Below are 20,528 nucleotides of genomic sequence, written 5' to 3'. Positions count from 1 at the left end.
TCGTCCTAGTGTAAGCAGGAGTTAAGCGTCCGCCACCATCGCCTCCGCCCCCGACCGTCCCAGGATAGGCGCTCGGGCGACGGGGCGTCAGGGGTACGTCAGCTCTGGTACTTCAGCACCAGGCCCAGCACGATGATGCAGGCGAACCAGCCCAGACCGACGACGATCGTGATGCGGTCCAGGTTGCGCTCGGCCACCGCCGAACCACCGCCGGTGGACATCGCACCGCCACCGAACATGTCCGACAGACCGCCGCCCTTCCCCTTGTGCAGCAGCACCAGGAGGATCATCAGCAGGCTGAAGATGATCAGGGCAATCGAGAACCCGAGAACCACGACGGGACCAACTCTCTCGTATCTTCGGCGGAGGGGCCGGGCCGCGATCGGCGGTCCGGCCCCAAAGCCTACGTTGCTGCGGCGGCGTTAGCCTACTGCCTGCTCACGGTAGCGCACGATCTTGACGAACTCGTCGGCGTCCAGCGAGGCACCGCCGATCAGACCGCCGTCGATGTCGGGCTTGGCCATCAGGCCGGCCGCGCTCGACGACTTGACCGAACCGCCGTACAGCACACGGACCTTGCCGGCCAGCTCGGCGTCGTACAGCTCGGCGATCCGCTTGCGGATGGCGGCGCAGACCTCCTGTGCGTCCTCCGGGGTGGCCACCTCGCCGGTGCCGATCGCCCAGACCGGCTCGTACGCGACCACGATGGACTCGGCCTGGCGGGCCGGGACGTCCGCCAGGGCGCCGTCCAGCTGGGCCAGGGTGTACTCGACGTGGGTGCCGGCCTTGCGGATCTCCAGCGGCTCGCCGATGCACAGGATCGGGGTGACCCCGGCCCGGTAGGCGGCCTTGACCTTGGCGTTGACGATCTCCTCGTTCTCGCCGTGGTACTGGCGGCGCTCCGAGTGGCCGATCACCGCGTAGGTGCACTGGAGCTTGGCCAGCATCGGCCCGGAGACCTCGCCGGTGTAGGCGCCGGAGTCGTACTGCGAGATGTCCTGCGAGCCGAACTTGATCTTCAGCTTGTCGCCGAAGACCAGGGTCTGCACCGAGCGCAGGTCGGTGAACGGCACCAGGACGGCGACCTCGACGGCCTCGTAGTCCTTGTCGGCCAGCGCGAACGCCAGCTTCTGGGTGTGCTGGATGGCCTCGAGGTGGTTGAGGTTCATCTTCCAGTTGCCCGCCATCAGCGGGAGACGCTCAGTCATTGCTTCAGCCTTCCAGGGCGGCGAGACCGGGGAGGGTCTTGCCCTCCAGGTACTCGAGGCTCGCGCCACCGCCGGTCGAGATGTGTCCGAACTTCGTCTCGTCGAAGCCCAGGATGCGGACGGCCGCGGCGGAGTCGCCGCCACCGACCACGGTGAAGCCGGGGCTGTCGAGCAGGGCCTGCGCGACGGCCTTGGTGCCGTTCGCGTAGTCGGGGTGCTCGAAGACGCCCATCGGGCCGTTCCAGAACACGGTGCCCGCGTCGGCCAGCTTCGCCGCGTACAGCTCGCGGGTCTCCGGGCCGATGTCCAGGCCCTCCTTGTCGGCCGGGATCGCGTCCGAGGCGACGACCTCGTAGGTCGCCGGGGCCTTGGTCTTGAGGTCCGGGAAGTCCGCGGAGACCAGGACGTCGGTCGGCAGGACGAACTCGACGCCCCGCTTCTCGGCCTCGGCCAGGTACTCCAGGCACTTGTCCTTCTGGTCGGCCTGGAGCAGCGAGATGCCGACCTCGTGGCCCTGGGCCGCGAGGAAGGTGTACGCCATGCCGCCGCCGATCAGGATCCGGTCGGCCTTCTTCAGCAGGTTGTCGATCACGCCGAGCTTGTCCGAGACCTTGGCGCCGCCGAGCACGACCACGTACGGGCGGGCGACCTCGTCGGTGAGCTTCTTCAGCACGCCGACCTCGGTGGCGATCAGGTCGCCGGCGGCGTGCGGCAGCAGGGCCGGCAGGTCGTAGACCGAGGCGTGCTTGCGGTGCACGGCACCGAAGCCGTCACCGACGTACAGGTCGGCCAGCGCGGCCAGTTCGGCGGCGAAGGCGGCGCGCTCGGCGTCGTCCTTGCTGGTCTCGCCGGCGTTGAAGCGCAGGTTCTCCAGCAGCGCGACCCCGCCGTCGGCCAGCGCGGCCACGGTGGCCCGGGCGCTGTCGCCCACGGTGTCGGCGGCGAAGGCGACCGGCGTGCCGAGGATCTCGCCGAGACGGGCGGCCACCGGCGCGAGCGAGTACTGCGGGTCCGGCTCGCCCTTGGGGCGGCCGAGGTGGGAGGCGACGACGACCTTGGCGCCGCGCTCGACGAGCTTGGCGATGGTCGGCGCGACGGCGCGGATCCGACCGTCGTCGGTGATCGTGCTGCCGTCCAGCGGGACGTTCAGGTCGGCGCGGACGAAGACGCGCTTGCCGGCGACGTCGAGGTCTTCGATGGTCTTCACGGGTTCTTCGGTCTCCTGGGGAGATGGTTGATGCGCAGAGGCGGCACGGCGCAGGGGCCGCCTTTGAAGTCCTTGTACGCAGAGCGAGGGCCCGGTCGGCAGTGTTTCGCCGTCCGGGCCCTCGCCCCTACATCACGTCAGCTCCCACTGCGTCAGAGCTGCCCACCGACCAGGGTGGTCAGGTTGACGAGACGGTTCGAGTAGCCCCACTCGTTGTCGTACCAGCCGAGCACCTTGACCTGGTTGCCCTGGACCATGGTGAGCTGGGAGTCGAAGATGCAGGAGGCCGGGTCGTTGACGATGTCCGAGGAGACGATCGGGTCCTCGGTGTAGGCCAGGATGCCCTTGAGCGGGCCCTCCGCGGCCTTCTGGAAGGCGGCGTTGACCTCGTCCTTGGTGACCTCGCGCTCCAGGGTGACGACCAGGTCCGTGATGGAGCCGGTCGGGACCGGGACGCGCAGCGAGGTGCCGTCCAGCTTGCCCTTCAGCTCCGGCAGGACCAGGGCGGTCGCCTTGGCGGCACCGGTCGAGGTCGGGATGATGTTCTGGCTCGCCGCACGAGCACGGCGCAGGTCCTTGTGCGGGAAGTCCAGGGTGACCTGGTCGTTGGTGAAGGCGTGGACGGTGGTCATCAGGCCCTTGACGATGCCGAAGCTCTCGTTCAGCACCTTGGCCATCGGCGCCACGCAGTTGGTGGTGCAGGAGGCGTTGGAGATGATGTCGTGGTTGGCGGCGTCGTACTTGTCGTCGTTGACGCCCATGACGATGGTGACGTCCTCGTCGGTGGCGGGCGCCGAGATGATGACCTTCTTGGCGCCGGCGGCGAGGTGCTTCTTCGCGGCCTCGGCCTTGGTGAAGATGCCGGTGGACTCGACGACGATGTCGGCGCCCAGCTCGGCCCACGGCAGGTTGGCGGGGTCACGCTCGGCGGTCACCTTGAAGGTGTGGCCGTCGACGGTGATGCTGTCCTCGGTGTGCGAGACCGCGCCCGGGAAGGTGCCCAGGGTGGTGTCGTACTTCAGCAGGTGAGCCAGGGTCTTCGTGTCGGTCAGGTCGTTGACACCGACGATCTCGATGTCCGCGCCCTGGGCCTTGACCGCCCGGAAGAAGTTGCGGCCGATGCGGCCGAATCCGTTGATGCCTACCCGGATCGTCACGAACCGATCTCCTCGTTAGGTACGCCGGAGCTAAGCCGACGGGGGTGAGATTTGGGAAGTCCCCGACCGCCTATGACCCTACCCCTCCGGGGCCTGGGAGGGCACATCCGCTCGCCTGCCAAGACCGGGCGTGGCGCGAATTCCGGCCGTCCTTCCGCCCCAGCTCGGAGAGTTGACGCCGGTCAGTGGTCTCGACCAATTTGGCCCTGACGAGGGGCTCCGTCCGCCGCGTCCGGACACGACGACGGCCGGTGCCCGGAATCCGGACACCGGCCGCAAATCGATCATGTCGCGACTCGCCCGGATCACCTCCGGGTGGGGGTGCGCGTCAGTTGAGCGCCATCTCGTCGGTCAGGTTGGCCTCGGTGCTCGGCAGGCCGAGCTCGGAGGCGCGCTTGTCGGCCATCGCCAGCAGCCGGCGGATCCGGCCGGCCACCGCGTCCTTGGTCAGCGGCGGGTCGGCGAGCGCGCCCAGCTCCTCCAGCGAGGCCTGCTTGTGCTGCATCCGCAGCTGGCCGGCCGCGGCCAGGTGCTCGGGCACCTCGTCGCCGAGGATCTCCAGCGCCCGGGCCACCCGCGCGCCGGCCGCCACCGCGGCCCGGGCCGAGCGGCGCAGGTTGGCGTCGTCGAAGTTGGCCAGCCGGTTGGCGGTGGCCCGGACCTCGCGCCGCATCCGGCGCTCCTCCCAGGCGAGCACCGACTCGTGCGCGCCGAGCCGGGTCAGCAGGGCGCCGATCGCGTCGCCGTCGCGGATCACCACCCGGTCCACACCGCGCACCTCGCGGGCCTTGGCCGGGATGCCGAGCCGGCGGGCCGCGCCGACCAGGGCGAGCGCCGCCTCGGAACCGGGGCAGGTGATCTCCAGCGAGGAGGAGCGGCCCGGCTCGGTGAGCGAGCCGTGCGCCAGGAAGGCTCCGCGCCAGGCGGCCTCGGCGTCGCAGGTGGCGCCGGAGACGACCGCCGGGGGCAGCCCGCGGATCGGGCGGCCGCGGCCGTCCACCAGACCGGTCTGGCGGGCGAGCAGTTCGCCGTCCTTCACGACCCGGACGACGAAGCGGCTGCCGCGCCGCAACCCGCCGGGGGCCATCACCACGAGGTCGGAGGAGTGCCCGAAGATCTCCAGGAGGTCCTTGCGCAGCCGGCGGGCGGCCGCGCCGGTGTCCAGCTCCGCCTCGATCACGATGCGGCCGCTCACGATGTGCAGTCCGCCCGCGAACCGCAGGATCGCCGACACCTCCGCCTTGCGGCAGCAGGCCCGGGTGACCGGGAGCCGGCTGATCTCGTCCTTCACCGCTGGAGTCATCGCCATGGCCCGATCCTTCCATGTGTCCGGAAAATCCGGTCGTACGCGGCGGCCAACAGCTCCGGGTCGTGTCGCGGAGTACCGTCGGTGCGCGCCACCGTGCCGAGCACCAGCGCGGCGCCCATCCGCTCGGCGGCCTTCTCCAAACCGGCCAGGTCCGCCTGGCCGAAGGCGCCGCCGGTGACGGCGCGCTCGTCCACCAGGATCGCATCCACGGCGAGCCCGGGGGCGTGGTCGGCGATGACCTCCAGGTGCCGCTGCGGGGTGAAGCCCTCGGTCTCGCCGGGCTGCGGGGCCAGGTTGAGGGTGAGCAGGCGGCGGGCGCGGGTCTCGGTGAGCGCCTTGGCCAGCTCGGGCACCAGCAGGTGCGGCAGCACGCTGGTGAACCAGGAGCCGGGGCCCAGCACCACCCAGTCCGCCTCGCGGACGGCGGCGACCGCCTCCGGGACGGCCGGCGGCTCGTCCGGCACCAGCCGGATCGACTGCACCGTGCCGGGGGTCACCGCGACGCTGGCCTGGCCGCGCACCGCGGACACCTCGCAGGGGTGCTCCGGGTCGTGGCCGCGGACGGTCGCCTCGATGTCCAGCGGCACCGCCGACATCGGCAGCACCCGGCCCTGGACGTTCAGCAGCCGACCGACCCAGTCCAGGGCGGCCACCGGGTCGCCGAGCTTCTCCCAGAGCGCGACGATCAGCAGGTTGCCGACCGCGTGGCCGCCCAGGTCGCCGCTGCCGGTGAAGCGCTGCTGGATCACCTCGGACCAGGTGCGGCCCCAGTCGTCGTCCCCGCACAGCGCGGCCAGCGCCTTGCGCAGGTCGCCCGGGGGCAGCACGCCGAGCTCGGCGCGCAGCCGCCCGCTGGAGCCGCCGTCGTCGGCGACGGTGACCACGGCGGTCAGGTCGGTGGTGAGCCGGCGCAGCGCGGACAGCGAGGCGGACAGGCCCTGGCCACCGCCGAGCGCGGCGATCCGGGGCGCCGGGTTGGCCCGGGCGGGACTACTGCGCGGTCGGCTCGGCACCTGGGTCCGTGCCGGGCCGCCCGCCCGGTCGGCGGTCCTGGTCTGCGGCTGCCGCCCGGGCACGTATCCCGCCACACTCACCTCGCGTTCCTGGTTCCCGCCACCGGCCTCGCCGGCGGCCCGGCAGGAGGCGGCGGTTACTCCCGTCCCATGTCACGGTGGACGAGCACCGTTTCCACGCCGTCCGCGATGAGACGCTTGGTCAGCCGCTCGGACATGGCGACGCTACGGTGCTTGCCACCGGTGCAGCCTACGGCAAGCGTCATGTAGCGCTTCCCCTCCCGCCGGTAGCCCTCGGTAACGATCCGGAGCAGTTCCGCGTAGCCGTTCAGGAACTCGTTGGCTCCGGGCTGCTGGAAGACGTAGTCGGCGACGTCCGCGTCGGTGCCGGTGCGGGCCCGCAGCTCGGGCACCCAGTGCGGGTTGGGCAGGAACCGGCAGTCCACCACGAGGTCGGCGTCGACCGGCAGGCCGTACTTGAAGCCGAAGGACATCACGGTGGCGCGCAGCTCGGGCTCGTCGTGGTCGGCGAACTGGGCGTCCAGCTTGGCGCGCAGCTGGTGCACGTTGAGGTTGGAGGTGTCGATCACCAGGTCGGCCTCGCCGCGCAGGTCGCGCAGCAGGTCGCGCTCCTGGGCGATGCCGTCGACGATCCGGCCGTCGGCCTGGAGCGGGTGCGGGCGGCGCACGTTCTCGAAGCGGCGGACCAGGGCCTCGTCGGAGGAGTCCAGGAAGATCACCCGGAGCCGGACGCCGCGCTTCTCCAGCTCGTCCAGCGAGGTGAGCAGGTCGTCGAAGAACTGGCGGCCGCGGACGTCCACGACCACGCCGATCCGGGCGACGTTGCCCTGGGAGCGGGCGCCCAGGTCGACCATGGTCGGGATCAGGGCCGGCGGCAGGTTGTCCACCACGAACCAGCCCAGGTCCTCCAGGCACTTGGCGGCGGTGGAGCGGCCGGCTCCGGACATGCCGGAGATGATCACCAGCTCCGGCGCGTTCTCGGCCACGTCTGACACGGTCACTTCGGTTCCCCGCTCTCGGTCTTTCTGCTGGGGAGAACGCACGGGCCGCGGCCGCCCTTCCCCGGCCCGCAGGGGCGGGCGGGGGCGGGGTGCGCCGCCCGACGGGCGGCGTCGGCCGTCATGGCGTCTCCTGGGATGGTGCGGTCGTGGGTGCTGCGGCCACCGGCGCGGTGGCCTGGTCGGCCCCGTCCTCGATGATTTCGCCGGTCGCGGTGTTGACCGCGGGTGCGGCGGGTGTACGGGACGACAACGTCGCCGCAACAGTTTCCGCCGTGCGGCGTCCGATGCCGGGTACGGCGCAGAGTTCGTCGACGGTGGCGGCCCGGAGCCTCTTCAGCGAGCCGAAGTGCTTGAGCAGCGCCTGGCGGCGAGTCTCGCCGAGGCCCGGGACGGAGTCCAGTTCCCCGGCGGTGAGTCGCTTGGAACGCTTGCTGCGCTGGTAGGTGATCGCGAAGCGGTGGGCCTCGTCGCGGACCCGCTGGAGCAGGTACAGGCCCTCGCTGGAGCGCGGCAGCACCACCGGGTCGTCCTCGCCCGGCAGCCAGACCTCCTCCAGGCGCTTGGCGAGGCCGCACAGGGCGACGTCGTCGATGCCGAGTTCGTCCAGGGCCCGCCGGGCGGCGGCGACCTGCGGCTGGCCGCCGTCGACCACCAACAGCTGTGGCGGGTAGGCGAAACGCTTGGGGCGGCCTTCCTCGGTGCGCGGCCCGTCCTCGGCCGCGACACCCGGCTCGTCCTCCTCCGGGACGGCCCACTCGCCGGTCTGCTCGCGCTCCTGGAGGTAGCGGCGGAAGCGCCGGCTGATCACCTCGTGCATCGAGCGGACGTCGTCCTGGCCCTCGAAGCCCTTGATCTGGAAGCGCCGGTACTCGCTCTTGCGGGCCAGGCCGTCCTCGAAGACCACCATCGAGGCGACCACGTCCTCGCCCTGGAGGTGGGAGATGTCGAAGCACTCGATGCGCAGCGGGACGGAGTCCAGCTCCAGCGCGTCGGCGATCTCCTGGAGGGCGCGGCTGCGGGTGGTGAGGTCGGAGGCGCGCTTGGTCTTGTGCAGCGCCAGCGCCTGCTGGGCGTTGCGCTGCACGGTGGCCATCAGGTCCTTCTTGTCGCCGCGCTGCGGGATCCGCAGGTCCACCTGGGCGCCGCGCAGGCCGGCCAGCCATTCCTTCACCGGTGCGGCCGGGTCGGGCAGCGCCGGGACCAACACCTCGCGCGGGACGGACTCGTTGCGCTCGTCCGGGCCGGCGCCGCCGTAGAGCTGCTGGAGGGCGTGCTCGACGAGTCCGGCGGTGTCGACGTCCTCGACCTTGTCGGTGACCCAGCCGCGCTGGCCGCGCACCCGGCCGCCGCGAACGTGGAAGATCTGGACGGCGGCCTCCAGTTCGTCCTCGGCGACGGCCAGCAGGTCGGCGTCGGTGGCGTCGGCGAGCACGATGGCGTTCTTCTCCATCGCGCGCTTGAGGGCGCCGATGTCGTCCCGCAGCCGGCCCGCCTTCTCGTACTCCAGCTCGGCGGCGGCCTCCTGCATCTGCTCTTCCAGCCGACGCAGGTAGTTGCCGGTGCGGCCGGCCATGAAGTCGCAGAAGTCCTCGGCCAGCGCCCGGTGTTCGTCCGCCGAGACCTTGCCGACGCAGGGCGCCGCGCACTTGCCGATGTAGCCGAGCAGGCAGGGCCGGCCGACCTGCCGGGCGCGCTTGAACACGCCGTTGGAGCAGGTGCGGACGGGGAAGACCCGCAGCAGCAGGTCGACCGTCTCGCGGATCGCCCAGGCGTGCCCGTACGGGCCGAAGTAGCGCACGCCCTTCTTGTGCGCCCCGCGCATCACCTGGACCCTCGGGTACTCCTCGTCGAGGGTGACGGCGAGCTCCGGATAGCTCTTGTCGTCGCGGTACTTGACGTTGAACCGCGGGTCGAACTCCTTGATCCAGGAGTACTCCAGCTGCAACGCCTCGACCTCGGTGGCCACCACCGTCCACTCGACGGACGCGGCGGTGGTCACCATGGTCGCGGTGCGCGGGTGCAGGCCGGCCAGGTCCTGGAAGTAGGACGACAGGCGCGGTCGCAGGCTCTTGGCCTTGCCGACGTAGATGACCCGGCCGTGGGCGTCGCGGAACTTGTAGACGCCCGGCGACGTCGGGATCGCGCCCGGCGCCGGGCGGTAGGTGCTCGGGTCAGCCATGGCTCCACCGTACCGAGTGGGGCCCGGGGTGCGGGGGCGGGATCAACGGGAAGATCGGCCGGGAGGGGGTCAACTGCGTCAGCTCGGGGTCACCTTGAGGTTCCCGCCCTCGACCGTGACGGTGTAGGCGGGCAGCGGGGTGGGGGCCGGGCCGTCCTGCACGGCCCCGTCGGTGATGGCGAACCGGCTGCCGTGGCACGGGCACTGGATCTGCTGGTTCTTCACCTGGTCGACGATGCAGCCGGCGTGGGTGCACTTGGCGCTGAACGCCTTGTACTGCCCGGCGGTCGGCTGGGTCACCACGATCCGCTGCTCGCGGAACACCTTGCCGCCGCCCTCCGGCACCGCGGAGGCGGGGCCGAGGTCCACCGGGCCCTTGGCCGTGCTCGCCCCGGAGGAGGCGGAGGAGCCGCAGCCGGCGACGGCCACGGTGCCGCCGGCCGCCAGGACGGCCGCGGCGCCGCAGAGCAGGGTGCGGCGGGAGGTGGCGGGGCTGCTCTCGGGGGCCTGGGACATGCGGCTGCGCTCCTGCGGTTCGACTCGGCTGCGGGACGTCGGAAGTCTATGCGGCGGGCGCCCGGCCGCTCCCGTGGACGGGGGCGGCCAGGCGGGTGCCGGGCGGGTGCCGGGTGCTACTTCTTGGCCGCGGCGGCCCGCTTGCGCGGGGCCCTGGCCTTCGGGGCCTCGGCGACCGGCGCGTCCGCGAAGTCGCCCGGCAGGATGTCCCGGAGGAACTTGCCGGTGTGACTGTCGGGGACGGCGGCGATCTGCTCCGGGGTGCCCTCGGCGACCACCGTGCCGCCGCCGGAGCCGCCCTCGGGGCCCATGTCGACGATCCAGTCGGCGGTCTTGATCACATCGAGGTTGTGCTCGATGACGATCACCGTGTTGCCCTTCTCGACCAGCCCGCTGAGCACCTTGATCAGCTTGCTGATGTCCTCGAAGTGCAGGCCGGTGGTGGGCTCGTCGAGCACGTAGACCGTCCGCCCGGTGGAGCGCTTCTGCAGCTCGGAGGCGAGCTTGACGCGCTGCGCCTCGCCGCCGGACAGCGTCGGCGCGGACTGGCCGAGCCGGACGTACCCGAGGCCGACGTCGTTGAGCGTCCTGAGGTGGCGGGCGATCGCCGGGACGGCCTCGAAGAAGCCGAGCGCCTCCTCGATCGGCATGTCCAGCACCTCGGCGATGGACTTGCCCTTGTAGTGCACCTCCAGCGTCTCCCGGTTGTACCGGGCGCCGTGGCAGACCTCGCACGGCACGTAGACGTCCGGCAGGAAGTTCATCTCGATCTTGATGGTGCCGTCGCCCGAGCAGTTCTCGCAGCGGCCGCCCTTGACGTTGAAGGAGAACCGGCCGGGCAGGTAGCCGCGGACCTTGGCCTCCTGGGTCTCCGCGAAGAGCCGGCGGACGTGGTCGAACACCCCGGTGTAGGTGGCCGGGTTGGAGCGCGGGGTGCGCCCGATCGGCGACTGGTCGACGTGCACCACCTTGTCCACCAGGTCGGTGCCGGTGATCCGGGTGTGCCGGCCGGGCACGCTGCGGGCGCCGTTCAGCTCCCGGGCGAGGTGGGTGTAGAGGATGTCGTTGACCAGCGTCGACTTGCCGGAGCCGGAGACGCCGGTGATCGCGGTGAAGGTGCCGAGCGGGAAGCCGACCGTGACGTCCTTGAGGTTGTGCTCACGGGCGCCGTGGACGGTCAACTGCCGCTTCTTGTCCCGCTCGCGGCGGGCCGCCGGGATCGGGATGGACCGCTTGCCGGAGAGGTACTGGCCGGTCAGCGACTCCTTGTTGGTCAGCAGCTGCTTCAGCGAACCGGAGTGCACCACCTTGCCGCCGTGCTCGCCGGCGCCCGGGCCGATGTCGACCACCCAGTCCGCGGTCTTGATGGTGTCCTCGTCGTGCTCGACCACGATCAGGGTGTTGCCGATGTCGCGCAGCCGCACCAGGGTCTCGATCAGCCGGTGGTTGTCCCGCTGGTGCAGACCGATCGACGGCTCGTCCAGCACGTACAGCACGCCGACCAGGCCGGAGCCGATCTGGGTGGCCAGCCGGATGCGCTGCGCCTCGCCGCCGGACAGGGTGCCGGCCGCGCGGTTGAGCGAGAGGTAGTCCAGGCCGACGTCGACCAGGAAGCGCAGCCGCTCGTTGACCTCCTTGAGGACCCGCTCGGCGATCTGCTTGTCCCGGTCGTTGAGCTTCATGGCGCCCAGGAACTCGGCGCAGTCGCTGATCGACATCGCCGAGACGTCGGCGATCGACTTCTCCTCGACCGTCACCGCGAGCACCACCGGCTTCAGCCGGGTGCCCTCGCAGGTCGGGCAGGGCACCTCGCGCATGTAGCCCTCGAAGCGCTCGCGGCTGCTGTCGCTCTCCGCCTCGGTGTGCCGGCGCTGGATGAACGGGACGGCGCCCTCGAAGCCGGTGCTGTACGAGCGCTCGCGCCCGAAGCGGTTGCGGTAGCGGACCTGCACCTGGTGCTTGTGCCCGTGCAGCAGCGCCTTCTTGGCGCGGGCGGGCAGCCCGGCCCAGGGGATGTCGGTGCGGAAGCCCAGCTCCTCGGCGAGCGCGTCGATCAGGCGCTGGAAGTACTCCTTGGCGTGGCCGGCCGACCACGGGTGGATCGCGCCCTCGTCCAGCGAGCGCTCCTCGTCGGGGACGACCAGCTCCGGGTCGACCTCCATCCGGTTGCCCAGGCCCGAGCAGTCCGGGCAGGCGCCGAACGGCGAGTTGAAGGAGAACGAGCGCGGCTCCAGCTCCTCGAACGACACGTCGTCGTACGGGCAGTAGAGGTGCTCGGAGTACATCCGCTCGCGCTCGGGGTCGTCCTCGGGGAGGTCGACGAAGTCGAGCACGACCATGCCACCGGACAGCCGCAGGGCCGTCTCCACCGAGTCGGTGAGCCGCCGCTTGGCGCTCTCCTTGACGGTCAGGCGGTCGATCACCACCTCGACGGTGTGCTTCTCCTGCTTCTTGAGCTTCGGCGGCTCGGCGAGCTGGATCGTCGCGCCGTCCACCCGGGCCCGGGCGTAGCCCTTGGACTGGAGGTCGGCGAAGAGGTCGACGAACTCGCCCTTGCGCTCGCGCACCACCGGGCTGAGCACCTGGAACCGGGTGCCCTCGGCGAGCTCCAGCACCTTGTCGACGATCGCCTGCGGGGACTGCTTGGCGATCGGGCGGCCGCAGTGCGGGCAGTGCGGCTTGCCGATCCGGGCGAACAGCAGCCGCAGGTAGTCGTAGACCTCGGTGATGGTGCCGACGGTCGAGCGCGGGTTGCGGTTGGTGGACTTCTGGTCGATCGAGACGGCCGGGGAGAGGCCTTCGATGAAGTCGACGTCGGGCTTGTCCATCTGCCCGAGGAACTGGCGGGCGTAGGAGGACAGCGACTCGACGTAGCGGCGCTGGCCCTCGGCGAAGATCGTGTCGAAGGCGAGCGAGGACTTGCCGGAGCCGGAGAGGCCCGTGAAGACGATGAGGGAGTCGCGGGGCAGGTCGAGCGAGACGTTCTTGAGGTTGTGCTCGCGAGCACCGCGGACGATGAGGCGGTCGGCCACTGCTTCTGGCGCCTTTCTCCGGGGCGAGATGGCTTGCGGTGAGATTCGGTCTTCTTCCAGGATGCGGCAGCCAGCCTATAGCTCAGACGTTCGAATCTCGACTCTGTCCAGTGGAGACCACCCGAACGAGTGAGAGCGCCCCTCGCACCGTCCGCACCCGGACCGAAAACCCCCCTGCTCAGGGGCCGGATTCGGCGATAGCGTCAGCTGGTCAACGAGCGAAGCCCCGCGCGGGCAACGCGCCGTCTCCCACAGAAGGCCGATTCGATGACCGACCCGCAGTCCGCCGCCGCCTCCGCCGCGTCCTGGTTGAGCCAGGTCGAGGAGAGCACCCAGCGCCTGCTGACCACCGTCGCCGAGCTGAAGCCCGACGCCGTCGCCGAACCCTCCGCCCTCCCCGGCTGGACCCGGGGCCACGTGCTCGCCCACCTCGCCCGCAACGCCGACTCCCTGGTCAACCTGCTGAACGGCGCCCGCACCGGCACCGACATCCCGCAGTACGCCAGCACCGAGGCCCGCGACGCGGACATCGAGCGCGACGCGCCCCGCCCGGTGGACGTCCAGCTCGCCGACCTGCGCGACTCGCACGCGCGCTTCGCCGCGGCCGCCGCGCCGATGACCGCCGAGGCCTGGGGGGCCGAGGTCCGGCACCGCACCGGCTACGTCTTCCCGGCCTCCGACATCCCCTGGAAGCGCCTGGCCGAGGTCGAGTACCACCTGGTCGACCTGGACACCGGCTACGCCCCCGCGGACTGGCCCGAGCTCTTCGCCGCCACCGAGTACCGCAGGCTCGCCGCCAAGCTGGCCGGCGCCGAGGGGCTGCCCGCCGTCGAACTGGTCGCCGAGGACACCGGGGACCGCGCCGTGATCGGCTCGGGCACTCCCGAGCTCACCGTCGAGGGCCCGTACCGCGCGCTGCTCGCCTGGCTCTCCGGCCGCTCCGACGGCGCCGGCCTGCGCCGCACCCCCGACACCGCACTCCCCCAGCTTCCCCCGCTGGGCTGACGGCGCGAGGATGATCCCAGGACCGACACGACGAGGAGCTGAGGCATGACCTACCACGGAGCGGTCAAGGTCGGCGGGCCGCCGGACGTGCGCGAGCTGGCCCACCTGATCATCACCAAGGTGGCCGTCGGCCCGTACGACAACAACGCCTACCTGCTGCGCTGCCGGGCCACCGACGAGCAGTTGCTGATCGACGCGGCCGCCGACGCCCGGGCGCTGCTGGAGACCGTCGGCGACGAGCTGGCCACCGTGGTCACCACCCACCGGCACCACGACCACTGGGGGGCGCTGGCCGAGGTGGTCGCCACCACCGGCGCCCGCACCGCCGCCGGCGAGCACGACGCCGAGGGCATCGACGTCCCCACCGAGCTGCGACTGGCGGACGGCGACAAGCTGCTGGTCGGCCAGGTCGAGCTCACCGTCCGACACCTGGTCGGGCACACCCCGGGCGCGATCGTGCTGATCTACGACGACCCGCAGGGCCACCCGCACGTCTTCACCGGCGACTGCCTCTTCCCCGGCGGCGTCGGCAACACCTGGGGCGACCCGGAGGCCTTCAAGACCCTCTACCGGGACGTCACAACGAAGATCTTCGACGTCCTCCCCGACGAGGCCTGGGTCTACCCCGGCCACGGCAACGACACCACCCTCGGCACCGAACGCCCCCACCTCCCCGAATGGCGCGACCGCGGCTGGTAGCGGCCGGGCGCGGCTGCCGGACGGGCCGAGGCCCCCGCGACCGGGAACGGTCGCGGGAGCCTCGGCGGGTTCGTGGCGGGTCAGGCGTCGAGCTTCTCGGGCTCGGCCTGCGCGGCCTGCTCCTGCTTCTTCGAGGTGCGCAGGCTGGTCACCGTGGTGATGGCCAGGACGACGACGATGAAGCCGAGGGAGAACGGGATGCCGATCTCCGGGGCCCACGTGGCGCCGGCCTCGTGGGCGGCGTGCAGGACCAGCTTCACGCCGATGAAGCCGAGGATCACCGACAGGCCGTAGCTCAGGTGGACCAGCTTCTTCAGCAGGCCGCCGATCAGGAAGTACAGCTGGCGCAGGCCCATCAGGGCGAAGGCGTTGGCGGTGAAGACGATGTACGGGTCCTGGGTGAGGCCGAAGATGGCCGGAATCGAGTCCAGGGCGAACAGCACGTCCGTCGTACCGATCGCCAGCATGACGATCAGCATCGGGGTGATCAGCCGACGGCCTTTCTCCCGGATGAACAGCTTGGTCCCGTGGTACTTGTCGGTCGACGGGAAGCGCTGCGTGATCGACTTCAGCAGGCGGTTCTCCTCGAACTCCTCGTCCTCCTCGTCGGCCCGGGCCTCCTTGATCAGCTTCCAGGCCGTCCAGATCAGGAAGGCGCCGAAGAGGAAGAACACCCAGGAGAACTGGGCGACCAGGGCCGCGCCACCGGCGATGAACACCGCCCGCAGCACCAGCGCGATGATCACGCCGAACATCAGCACGCGCTGCTGGTAGATCCGGGGCACCGCGAACTTGCCCATGATCAGGATGAACACGAAGAGGTTGTCGACGCTGAGCGACTTCTCGGTGATGTAGCCGGCGAAGAACTCACCGGCCGGCTGGGCGCCGGAGTGCCACCAGAGGAACCCGCCGAAGAGCGCCGCCAGCACGACCCAGACCACCGTCCAGGTCCCGGCCTCCTTGATGGAGACCTCGTGCGGCTTGCGACCGCCGATGAAGAAGTCCGCCACGATCAGTGCGATCAGCACACCGATCGTGGTGGCCCACATGGTTACGGAAACGTCCATTACTGCTCCTCCGGCAGCTAGGCGAGACAGGCATCGTCACTGCCGGAGGTCTCTTCCGCCCATCGGGCCAGCGCCCCGGGGTGCCACGACGGGCACCCGTGATGACGGGGTCGGCTGTCGAGGAATACTCCCCTCCGCTGCCGTCGAGAGTAACAGGGAGGGTAAGGAAAGGTAAAGAAGGTAAAGACCCGTCAGAGGAACGGCTCTATCGCCGGCAGCAGGTCCTGGAAGGTCCGGCCCTTGGCCGGCGCGCCGATCGCCTGCATCTCCCAGCCGCCCGAGCCGTCCCGGAACACCTTCGCCATGATCTGGCCGGTGTGCGGGCTGCCGCCGGCCAGCTCGTAGCGGGCCAGCTCCTCCCCGGTGGTCTCGTCCACCAGGCGGCAGTGGGCGGCCTGCACCTCGGCGAAGGTCTGCCCGGTGTACGAGCTGACCGTGAACACCACCTGGGTGATGTGCGCCGGCACGTGCAACAGGTCGACCAGGATGGCCTCGTCGTCGTCCGCCCCGGTGCCGCCCTCCAGGTTGTCCCCGGTGTGCCGGACCGAGCCGTCGGTGGACTCCAGGTGCTGGAAGAACACCACGTCGGACGGGGTCTTCTCGGCGTACAGCAGCGCCGAGGCGTCCAGGTCGATCTTCCTGGTCCGGCTGCCGAACAGCCCCCGCTTGGGCGCGGCCCGCCACCCGAGCCCCATCCGGACCACGGTCAGCGCGCCGCCCTGCCCCTTCTGGAGGCTGACCCGCTGTCCCTTGGCAAGGTTCACCGACACGGCGTTGTCCTCTCTGCCCGGCCGCGCGGTCGGTCGCCGCGCGGCACCACGGTGGAACACCCCGTTGCCGTCCCCCGGCTGAGGCCCCCTCTTGTTTGCCGCGCCCCCGCTCCGAGGGCGATGCCGCAGGCCAGCCTAGGGCCTGCGGCACCACCTCTTCCTCCGCGTTTCCCGCTTTGTGGCAAGGCTGAGACACCGCCGGGCTTGACCGGTGCCAGACCGGCCGGGCAGGGCGCCCCAGCAGCTCACCTACGCCACACCGGCCTCCCGCATCTGCCGCAGCTCCTTCTTCAGCTCCTTGACCTCGTCGCGCAGCCGGGCCGCGACCTCGAACTGGAGATCGGCGGCGGCCGCGTGCATCCGGTCCGTCATCGACTGGATCAGCTCGGCCAGCTCGGCGGCCGGCAGGCTCTCGCCCTGCTTGCGCTCGGCCCCCAGGGCCGGCACCGGGGCCTTGCCCTTCGCCGCGGCGCCGCGGTAGCCGGAGGAGAGCAGCTCGTCGGTGTCCACGTCCTCGCGGGCGAGGGTGTCCAGGATGTCGCCGATCTTCTTCCGCAGCGGCTGCGGGTCGATCCCGTGCTCCTTGTTGTAGGCCTGCTGCACGGCCCGGCGGCGGTTGGTCTCGTCGATCGCCTTCTCCATCGACGGGGTGATCCGGTCCGCGTACATGTGCACCTGGCCGGAGACGTTGCGGGCGGCGCGCCCGATCGTCTGGATCAGCGAGGTGCCGGAGCGCAGGAAGCCCTCCTTGTCCGCGTCCAGGATCGCCACCAGCGACACCTCGGGCAGGTCCAGGCCCTCGCGCAGCAGGTTGATGCCGACCAGCACGTCGTACCTGCCCGCCCGCAGCTCGCGCAGCAGCTCGACGCGGCGCAGGGTGTCCACGTCGCTGTGGAGGTACCGGACCCGGATGTCCAGGCCGAGCATGTAGTCGGTGAGGTCCTCGGCCATCTTCTTGGTCAGCGTGGTGACCAGGACGCGCTCGTCCCGCTCGACCCGCTGGCGGACCTCGTGCACCAGGTCGTCGATCTGGCCCTCGGTCGGCTTGACGATCACCTCGGGGTCGATCAGGCCGGTCGGTCGGATGATCTGCTCGACCTGGCCGTCGCCGCGGGACAGCTCGTACGGGCCCGGCGTCGCCGACAGGTACACCGTCTGGCCGATCCGCTCCAGGAACTCCTCCCACTTCAGCGGGCGGTTGTCCATCGCCGACGGCAGCCGGAAGCCGTGCTCGACCAGGGTGCGCTTGCGTGAGGCGTCGCCCTCGTACATCGCGCCGATCTGCGGGACGGTCACGTGCGACTCGTCGATCACCAGGAGGAAGTCCTCCGGGAAGTAGTCGAGCAGGGTGTTCGGCGGGGAGCCGGGCTCGCGACCGTCGAAGTGCATCGAGTAGTTCTCGACGCCCGAGCAGGTGCCGATCTGGCGCAGCATCTCGATGTCGTAGGTGGTGCGCATCCGCAGCCGCTGGGCCTCCAGCAGCTTGCCCTGCTTCTCCAGCCTGGCGAGCGTGCCCTCCAGCTCCTGCTCGATGCCGGTGATCGCCCGCTCCATGCGCTCGGGGCCGGCCACGTAGTGCGAGGCGGGGAAGACGTAGACCGAGTCGTCCTGGCTGATGATCTCGCCGGTGAGCGGGTGCAGGGTGTACAGCGCCTCGATCTCGTCGCCGAACATCTCGATCCGGACGGCCAGCTCCTCGTACACCGGGAAGATCTCGATGGTGTCGCCGCGGACCCGGAAGGTGCCGCGGGTGAAGGCCACGTCGTTGCGGGTGTACTGGATGTCGACGAAGCGGCGGAGCAGGACGTCCCGGTCGATCTCCTGGCCGATCCTGAGCGGGACCATCCGGTCCACGTACTCCTGCGGGGTGCCCAGGCCGTAGATGCAGGAGACGGAGGCGACCACGACCACGTCCCGCCGGGTGAGCAGCGAGTTGGTGGCCGAGTGCCGCAGCCGCTCGACCTCCTCGTTGATCGAGGAGTCCTTCTCGATGTAGGTGTCCGTCTGCGGGACGTACGCCTCGGGCTGGTAGTAGTCGTAGTACGAGACGAAGTACTCGACCGCGTTGTTCGGCAGCAGCTCGCGGAACTCGTTGGCCAGCTGCGCGGCCAGCGTCTTGTTCGGCGCCATCACCAGGGTGGGCCGCTGAAGCTTCTCGATCATCCAGGCCGTGGTGGCCGACTTGCCGGTACCGGTGGCACCGAGCAGGACGACGTCCTTCTCCCCGCCCTTGATCCGCCGCTCCAGCTCGGCGATCGCCGCCGGCTGGTCCCCGTTGGGCTGGAAGGGACTGACGACCTCGAAGGGCGCCACTGACCGCTCAATACTCGTGATGGGTCGCACGAGACCACCGTACGACCCGTCACTGACAAGCGGGGCCTACTTGGCGCTGTCCCGGGCCAGGGCGACCAGGCGGGAGATGGCGCGGAGGTACTTCTTGCGATAGCCGCCGCGGAGCATGTCCTCGGGGAAGACCTGGTCGAAGGGGAGGCCGGAGGCGGTGATCGGGAGCTCGCGGTCGTACATGCGGTCGGCCAGGACGACCAGGCGCAGCGCGGTGGACTGGTCGTCGACCTGGCGGACGCCGCGCAGGCAGACCGCGGTGACGTCGTCGAGCAGGGCGCCGTAGCGGCTGGGGTGGACCGCGGAGAGGTGGGCGAGCAGGGCGTCGAAGTCGTCCAGGGAGGCGCCCGGGGTGCGGGCCGCGACGGCGTCCACGGTCTCGTCCGGGTAGGGCGGCGGGGCGTCCGGCAGGCCGCGGTGGCGGTAGTCCTGGCCGTCGATCCGCATCGGGCGGAAGTGCGCGGACAGGCCCTGGATCTCGCGCAGGAAGTCGGCGGCGGCGAAGCGGCCCTCGCCGAGCTTCTCCGGCAGGGTGTTCGAGGTGGCGCACAGCTTGACGCCGTTGTCGACCAGGCGGCCGAGCAGGGTGGAGACCAGCACGGTGTCGCCCGGGTCGTCCAGCTCGAACTCGTCGATGCAGAGCAGGGTGTGCCCGGAGAGGGTCTGGACGGCCTGCTGGAAGCCGAGCGCGCCGACCAGGTTGGTCAGCTCGACGAAGGTGCCGAAGGCCTTGGGGCCGGGGGCGGCGTGCCAGAGCGAGGCGAGCAGGTGGGTCTTGCCGACGCCGTAGCCGCCGTCGAGGTAGACGCCGGCCGGGCCGGTGGGCGCGGGGGCGCTGCGGCGGAACCAGCTGCGCTTGGGGGCCGAACCGTTTCCGCTGCCGAGGGTGCCGGCGAACTGCTCCAGGACCTGGACGGCCTCGTACTGGCTCGGCTGGGTCTGGTCCGGGATGTACGTCCCGAAGCTCACCTCGGAGAAGCGGGGCGGCGGGACCATCTCGGCGACCAGGCGCTCGGCGGGCACGACGGGGCGGCGGTCGGTGAGCGCGATCGGGGAGCCGGCCGCGCTCGCGGTGGCTATGGACTCGGTCGCGGTGGCGGGGCGGGGGGCTGCGGGCACGTTAGTAGAGGGTACGCCTGCCGGTGGCCGCCTCAGAACGGCCGGTCGGCGGGACCGGTCGGTGCAAAACTGGAGCCATGCAACAGTTGATCAGCCCGCTGGACGCGCCGGTCGCCGACCCGGCCTCGCTGGAGGCGCTCGCCGCCGTCTACGCGTACCCCGACCAGGTGAATCAGGGGCGCCCCTGGCTGCGCGCCAACATGGTGGCCGGCCTGGACGGCGGGGCGAGGCTCGACGGTCTGTCCGAGGGCCTGTCCGGCGACGCGGACAAGCGGATCTTCGGGGTACTGCGGGCGCTGTCGGACGTGGTGCTGGTGGGCGCGGAGACGGTCCGTGCCGAGGGCTACCGCCCGGCCCGGGCTCGCAAGGAGTTCGCGGCGGCGCGGGCGGCGGCCGGGCAGGCACCGGCCCCGGCGATCGCGGTCGTCAGCCGGTCGCTGGCGCTGGACCTGAGCGCACCGCTGTTCACCGAGCCGCTGGTCAGCACGGTGGTGATCACCACCGCGGACGCCCCCGAGGAGCGCCGCCGGGCGGTCGCCGAGGTAGCCGACCTGGTCATCGCCGGGGAGGGCGCGGTGGACCTGCGGGCGGGCGTGGCCGCGCTGGTGGAGCGGGGCTGGACGCGGTTGCTGAGCGAGGGCGGGCCGCGGCTGCTGGGACAGCTGGCGGCGGCCGGTCTGCTGGACGAGCTGTGCCTGTCGCTGGCCCCGTTGATCACCGGCGGCGACGCGCCGCGCATCATCCACGATGCACAAATGCCTGACGTGCAGCGGATGCGGCTGGTCTCATTGATCGAGCAGAAAGGATTCCTCTTCACCCGCTACCTGCGTCACCTGGGTTCGGATGACCCCGTGACCCCCCGATCGTGATCCCGTTATGCGA

Annotated in this window: 17 protein-coding genes; 3 read left to right on the top strand and 14 right to left on the bottom strand. The window is 71.0% G+C overall.

From position 1 onward, the window contains the following. Positions 1–98: 98 nt before the first annotated feature. The 10 genes from secG to uvrA all read right to left on the bottom strand — a co-directional run bounded on the left by secG (position 99) and on the right by uvrA (position 12,643). Positions 99–335 carry a preprotein translocase subunit SecG gene (gene secG / locus ABTY15_RS07025; protein WP_350577332.1) on the bottom strand — a complete coding sequence of 79 codons (237 nt, stop codon included), beginning with the start codon at positions 333–335 and terminating at the stop codon, positions 99–101. Between the two features lie 87 nt (positions 336–422). Next, the gene (gene tpiA, locus ABTY15_RS07020; protein WP_350577328.1) at positions 423–1,208 is read right to left on the bottom strand and encodes a triose-phosphate isomerase; all 786 of its coding nucleotides are present in this window, start codon (positions 1,206–1,208) and stop codon (positions 423–425) included. Between the two features lie 4 nt (positions 1,209–1,212). Further along, positions 1,213–2,415 carry a phosphoglycerate kinase gene (locus ABTY15_RS07015; RefSeq protein ID WP_350577325.1) on the bottom strand — a complete coding sequence of 401 codons (1,203 nt, stop codon included), beginning with the start codon at positions 2,413–2,415 and terminating at the stop codon, positions 1,213–1,215. Between the two features lie 152 nt (positions 2,416–2,567). After that, a complete protein-coding gene (gene gap, locus ABTY15_RS07010; RefSeq protein WP_350577322.1) occupies positions 2,568–3,572 on the bottom strand; it encodes a type I glyceraldehyde-3-phosphate dehydrogenase in 1,005 nt (334 codons plus the stop codon). Positions 3,573–3,900: 328 nt separating this feature from the next. Beyond that, complete coding sequence (gene whiA, locus ABTY15_RS07005) at positions 3,901–4,881, bottom strand: DNA-binding protein WhiA (RefSeq protein ID WP_218199523.1); 981 nt, start codon at positions 4,879–4,881, stop codon at positions 3,901–3,903. Continuing rightward, a complete protein-coding gene (locus ABTY15_RS07000) occupies positions 4,872–5,969 on the bottom strand; it encodes a gluconeogenesis factor YvcK family protein (protein ID WP_502893443.1) in 1,098 nt (365 codons plus the stop codon). The genes whiA and ABTY15_RS07000 overlap by 10 nt, the downstream gene beginning before the upstream one ends. A 62-nt stretch (positions 5,970–6,031) precedes the next feature. Then, complete coding sequence (gene rapZ, locus ABTY15_RS06995) at positions 6,032–6,862, bottom strand: RNase adapter RapZ (protein ID WP_502893442.1); 831 nt, start codon at positions 6,860–6,862, stop codon at positions 6,032–6,034. Between the two features lie 172 nt (positions 6,863–7,034). Then, positions 7,035–9,095 (bottom strand): excinuclease ABC subunit UvrC, encoded by a 2,061-nt coding sequence (gene uvrC / locus ABTY15_RS06990; protein WP_350577316.1) that lies wholly within the window; start codon positions 9,093–9,095, stop codon positions 7,035–7,037. 78 nt (positions 9,096–9,173) lie between these two features. Beyond that, entirely contained in the window at positions 9,174–9,611 is a 438-nt protein-coding gene (locus tag ABTY15_RS06985) for a Rieske (2Fe-2S) protein (RefSeq protein WP_350577313.1), read from the bottom strand. Between the two features lie 116 nt (positions 9,612–9,727). Further along, a complete protein-coding gene (uvrA, locus tag ABTY15_RS06980; protein ID WP_350577310.1) occupies positions 9,728–12,643 on the bottom strand; it encodes an excinuclease ABC subunit UvrA in 2,916 nt (971 codons plus the stop codon). Positions 12,644–12,910: 267 nt separating this feature from the next. On the opposite strand from uvrA, the gene ABTY15_RS06975 reads away from it, so the two are divergent. Both ABTY15_RS06975 and ABTY15_RS06970 read left to right on the top strand, forming a co-directional pair. Next, positions 12,911–13,648 carry a maleylpyruvate isomerase family mycothiol-dependent enzyme gene (locus tag ABTY15_RS06975; RefSeq protein WP_350577302.1) on the top strand — a complete coding sequence of 246 codons (738 nt, stop codon included), beginning with the start codon at positions 12,911–12,913 and terminating at the stop codon, positions 13,646–13,648. A gap of 45 nt (positions 13,649–13,693) precedes the next feature. Further along, positions 13,694–14,347 carry an MBL fold metallo-hydrolase gene (locus tag ABTY15_RS06970; RefSeq protein ID WP_350577299.1) on the top strand — a complete coding sequence of 218 codons (654 nt, stop codon included), beginning with the start codon at positions 13,694–13,696 and terminating at the stop codon, positions 14,345–14,347. A gap of 80 nt (positions 14,348–14,427) precedes the next feature. Here the strand turns inward: ABTY15_RS06970 and ABTY15_RS06965 are convergent, their stop codons facing one another. From ABTY15_RS06965 to zapE, 4 genes are all read right to left on the bottom strand, one after another. Beyond that, positions 14,428–15,414 (bottom strand): TerC family protein, encoded by a 987-nt coding sequence (locus ABTY15_RS06965; RefSeq protein ID WP_350577297.1) that lies wholly within the window; start codon positions 15,412–15,414, stop codon positions 14,428–14,430. Positions 15,415–15,605: 191 nt separating this feature from the next. Continuing rightward, positions 15,606–16,184, bottom strand: a complete 579-nt coding sequence (locus tag ABTY15_RS06960) for a TerD family protein (RefSeq protein WP_350577294.1) — start codon at positions 16,182–16,184, stop codon at positions 15,606–15,608. 249 nt (positions 16,185–16,433) lie between these two features. Beyond that, the gene (gene uvrB / locus ABTY15_RS06955; protein WP_350577291.1) at positions 16,434–18,527 is read right to left on the bottom strand and encodes an excinuclease ABC subunit UvrB; all 2,094 of its coding nucleotides are present in this window, start codon (positions 18,525–18,527) and stop codon (positions 16,434–16,436) included. A gap of 36 nt (positions 18,528–18,563) precedes the next feature. Beyond that, the gene (zapE, locus tag ABTY15_RS06950; protein ID WP_350577739.1) at positions 18,564–19,607 is read right to left on the bottom strand and encodes a cell division protein ZapE; all 1,044 of its coding nucleotides are present in this window, start codon (positions 19,605–19,607) and stop codon (positions 18,564–18,566) included. A 116-nt stretch (positions 19,608–19,723) separates the two neighbouring features. On the opposite strand from zapE, the gene ABTY15_RS06945 reads away from it, so the two are divergent. After that, entirely contained in the window at positions 19,724–20,515 is a 792-nt protein-coding gene (locus tag ABTY15_RS06945; protein ID WP_350577288.1) for a pyrimidine reductase family protein, read from the top strand. The last annotated feature ends 13 nt before the right edge of the window (positions 20,516–20,528 follow it).

Origin of the sequence: Kitasatospora sp. NPDC097643, from assembly GCF_040302625.1 — a bacterium.
Classification (GTDB): Bacteria; Actinomycetota; Actinomycetes; order Streptomycetales; family Streptomycetaceae; genus Kitasatospora.
The sequence above is the reverse complement of the archived record's forward strand: the minus strand, read 5'-3'. Positions and strand labels throughout refer to the sequence as shown.

Excerpts from the sequence above, each read along its gene's own strand:
- tpiA (WP_350577328.1), bottom strand. The coding sequence starts at position 1,208 with ATGACTGAGCGTCTCCCGCTGATGGCGGGCAACTGGAAGATGAACCTC.
- whiA (WP_218199523.1), bottom strand. The coding sequence starts at position 4,881 with ATGGCGATGACTCCAGCGGTGAAGGACGAGATCAGCCGGCTCCCGGTC.
- rapZ (WP_502893442.1), bottom strand. The coding sequence starts at position 6,862 with ATGTCCGGAGCCGGCCGCTCCACCGCCGCCAAGTGCCTGGAGGACCTG.
- uvrC (WP_350577316.1), bottom strand. The coding sequence starts at position 9,095 with ATGGCTGACCCGAGCACCTACCGCCCGGCGCCGGGCGCGATCCCGACG.
- ABTY15_RS06985 (WP_350577313.1), bottom strand. The coding sequence starts at position 9,611 with ATGTCCCAGGCCCCCGAGAGCAGCCCCGCCACCTCCCGCCGCACCCTG.
- ABTY15_RS06975 (WP_350577302.1), top strand. The coding sequence starts at position 12,911 with ATGACCGACCCGCAGTCCGCCGCCGCCTCCGCCGCGTCCTGGTTGAGC.
- ABTY15_RS06970 (WP_350577299.1), top strand. The coding sequence starts at position 13,694 with ATGACCTACCACGGAGCGGTCAAGGTCGGCGGGCCGCCGGACGTGCGC.
- ABTY15_RS06965 (WP_350577297.1), bottom strand. The coding sequence starts at position 15,414 with ATGGACGTTTCCGTAACCATGTGGGCCACCACGATCGGTGTGCTGATC.
- ABTY15_RS06945 (WP_350577288.1), top strand. The coding sequence starts at position 19,724 with ATGCAACAGTTGATCAGCCCGCTGGACGCGCCGGTCGCCGACCCGGCC.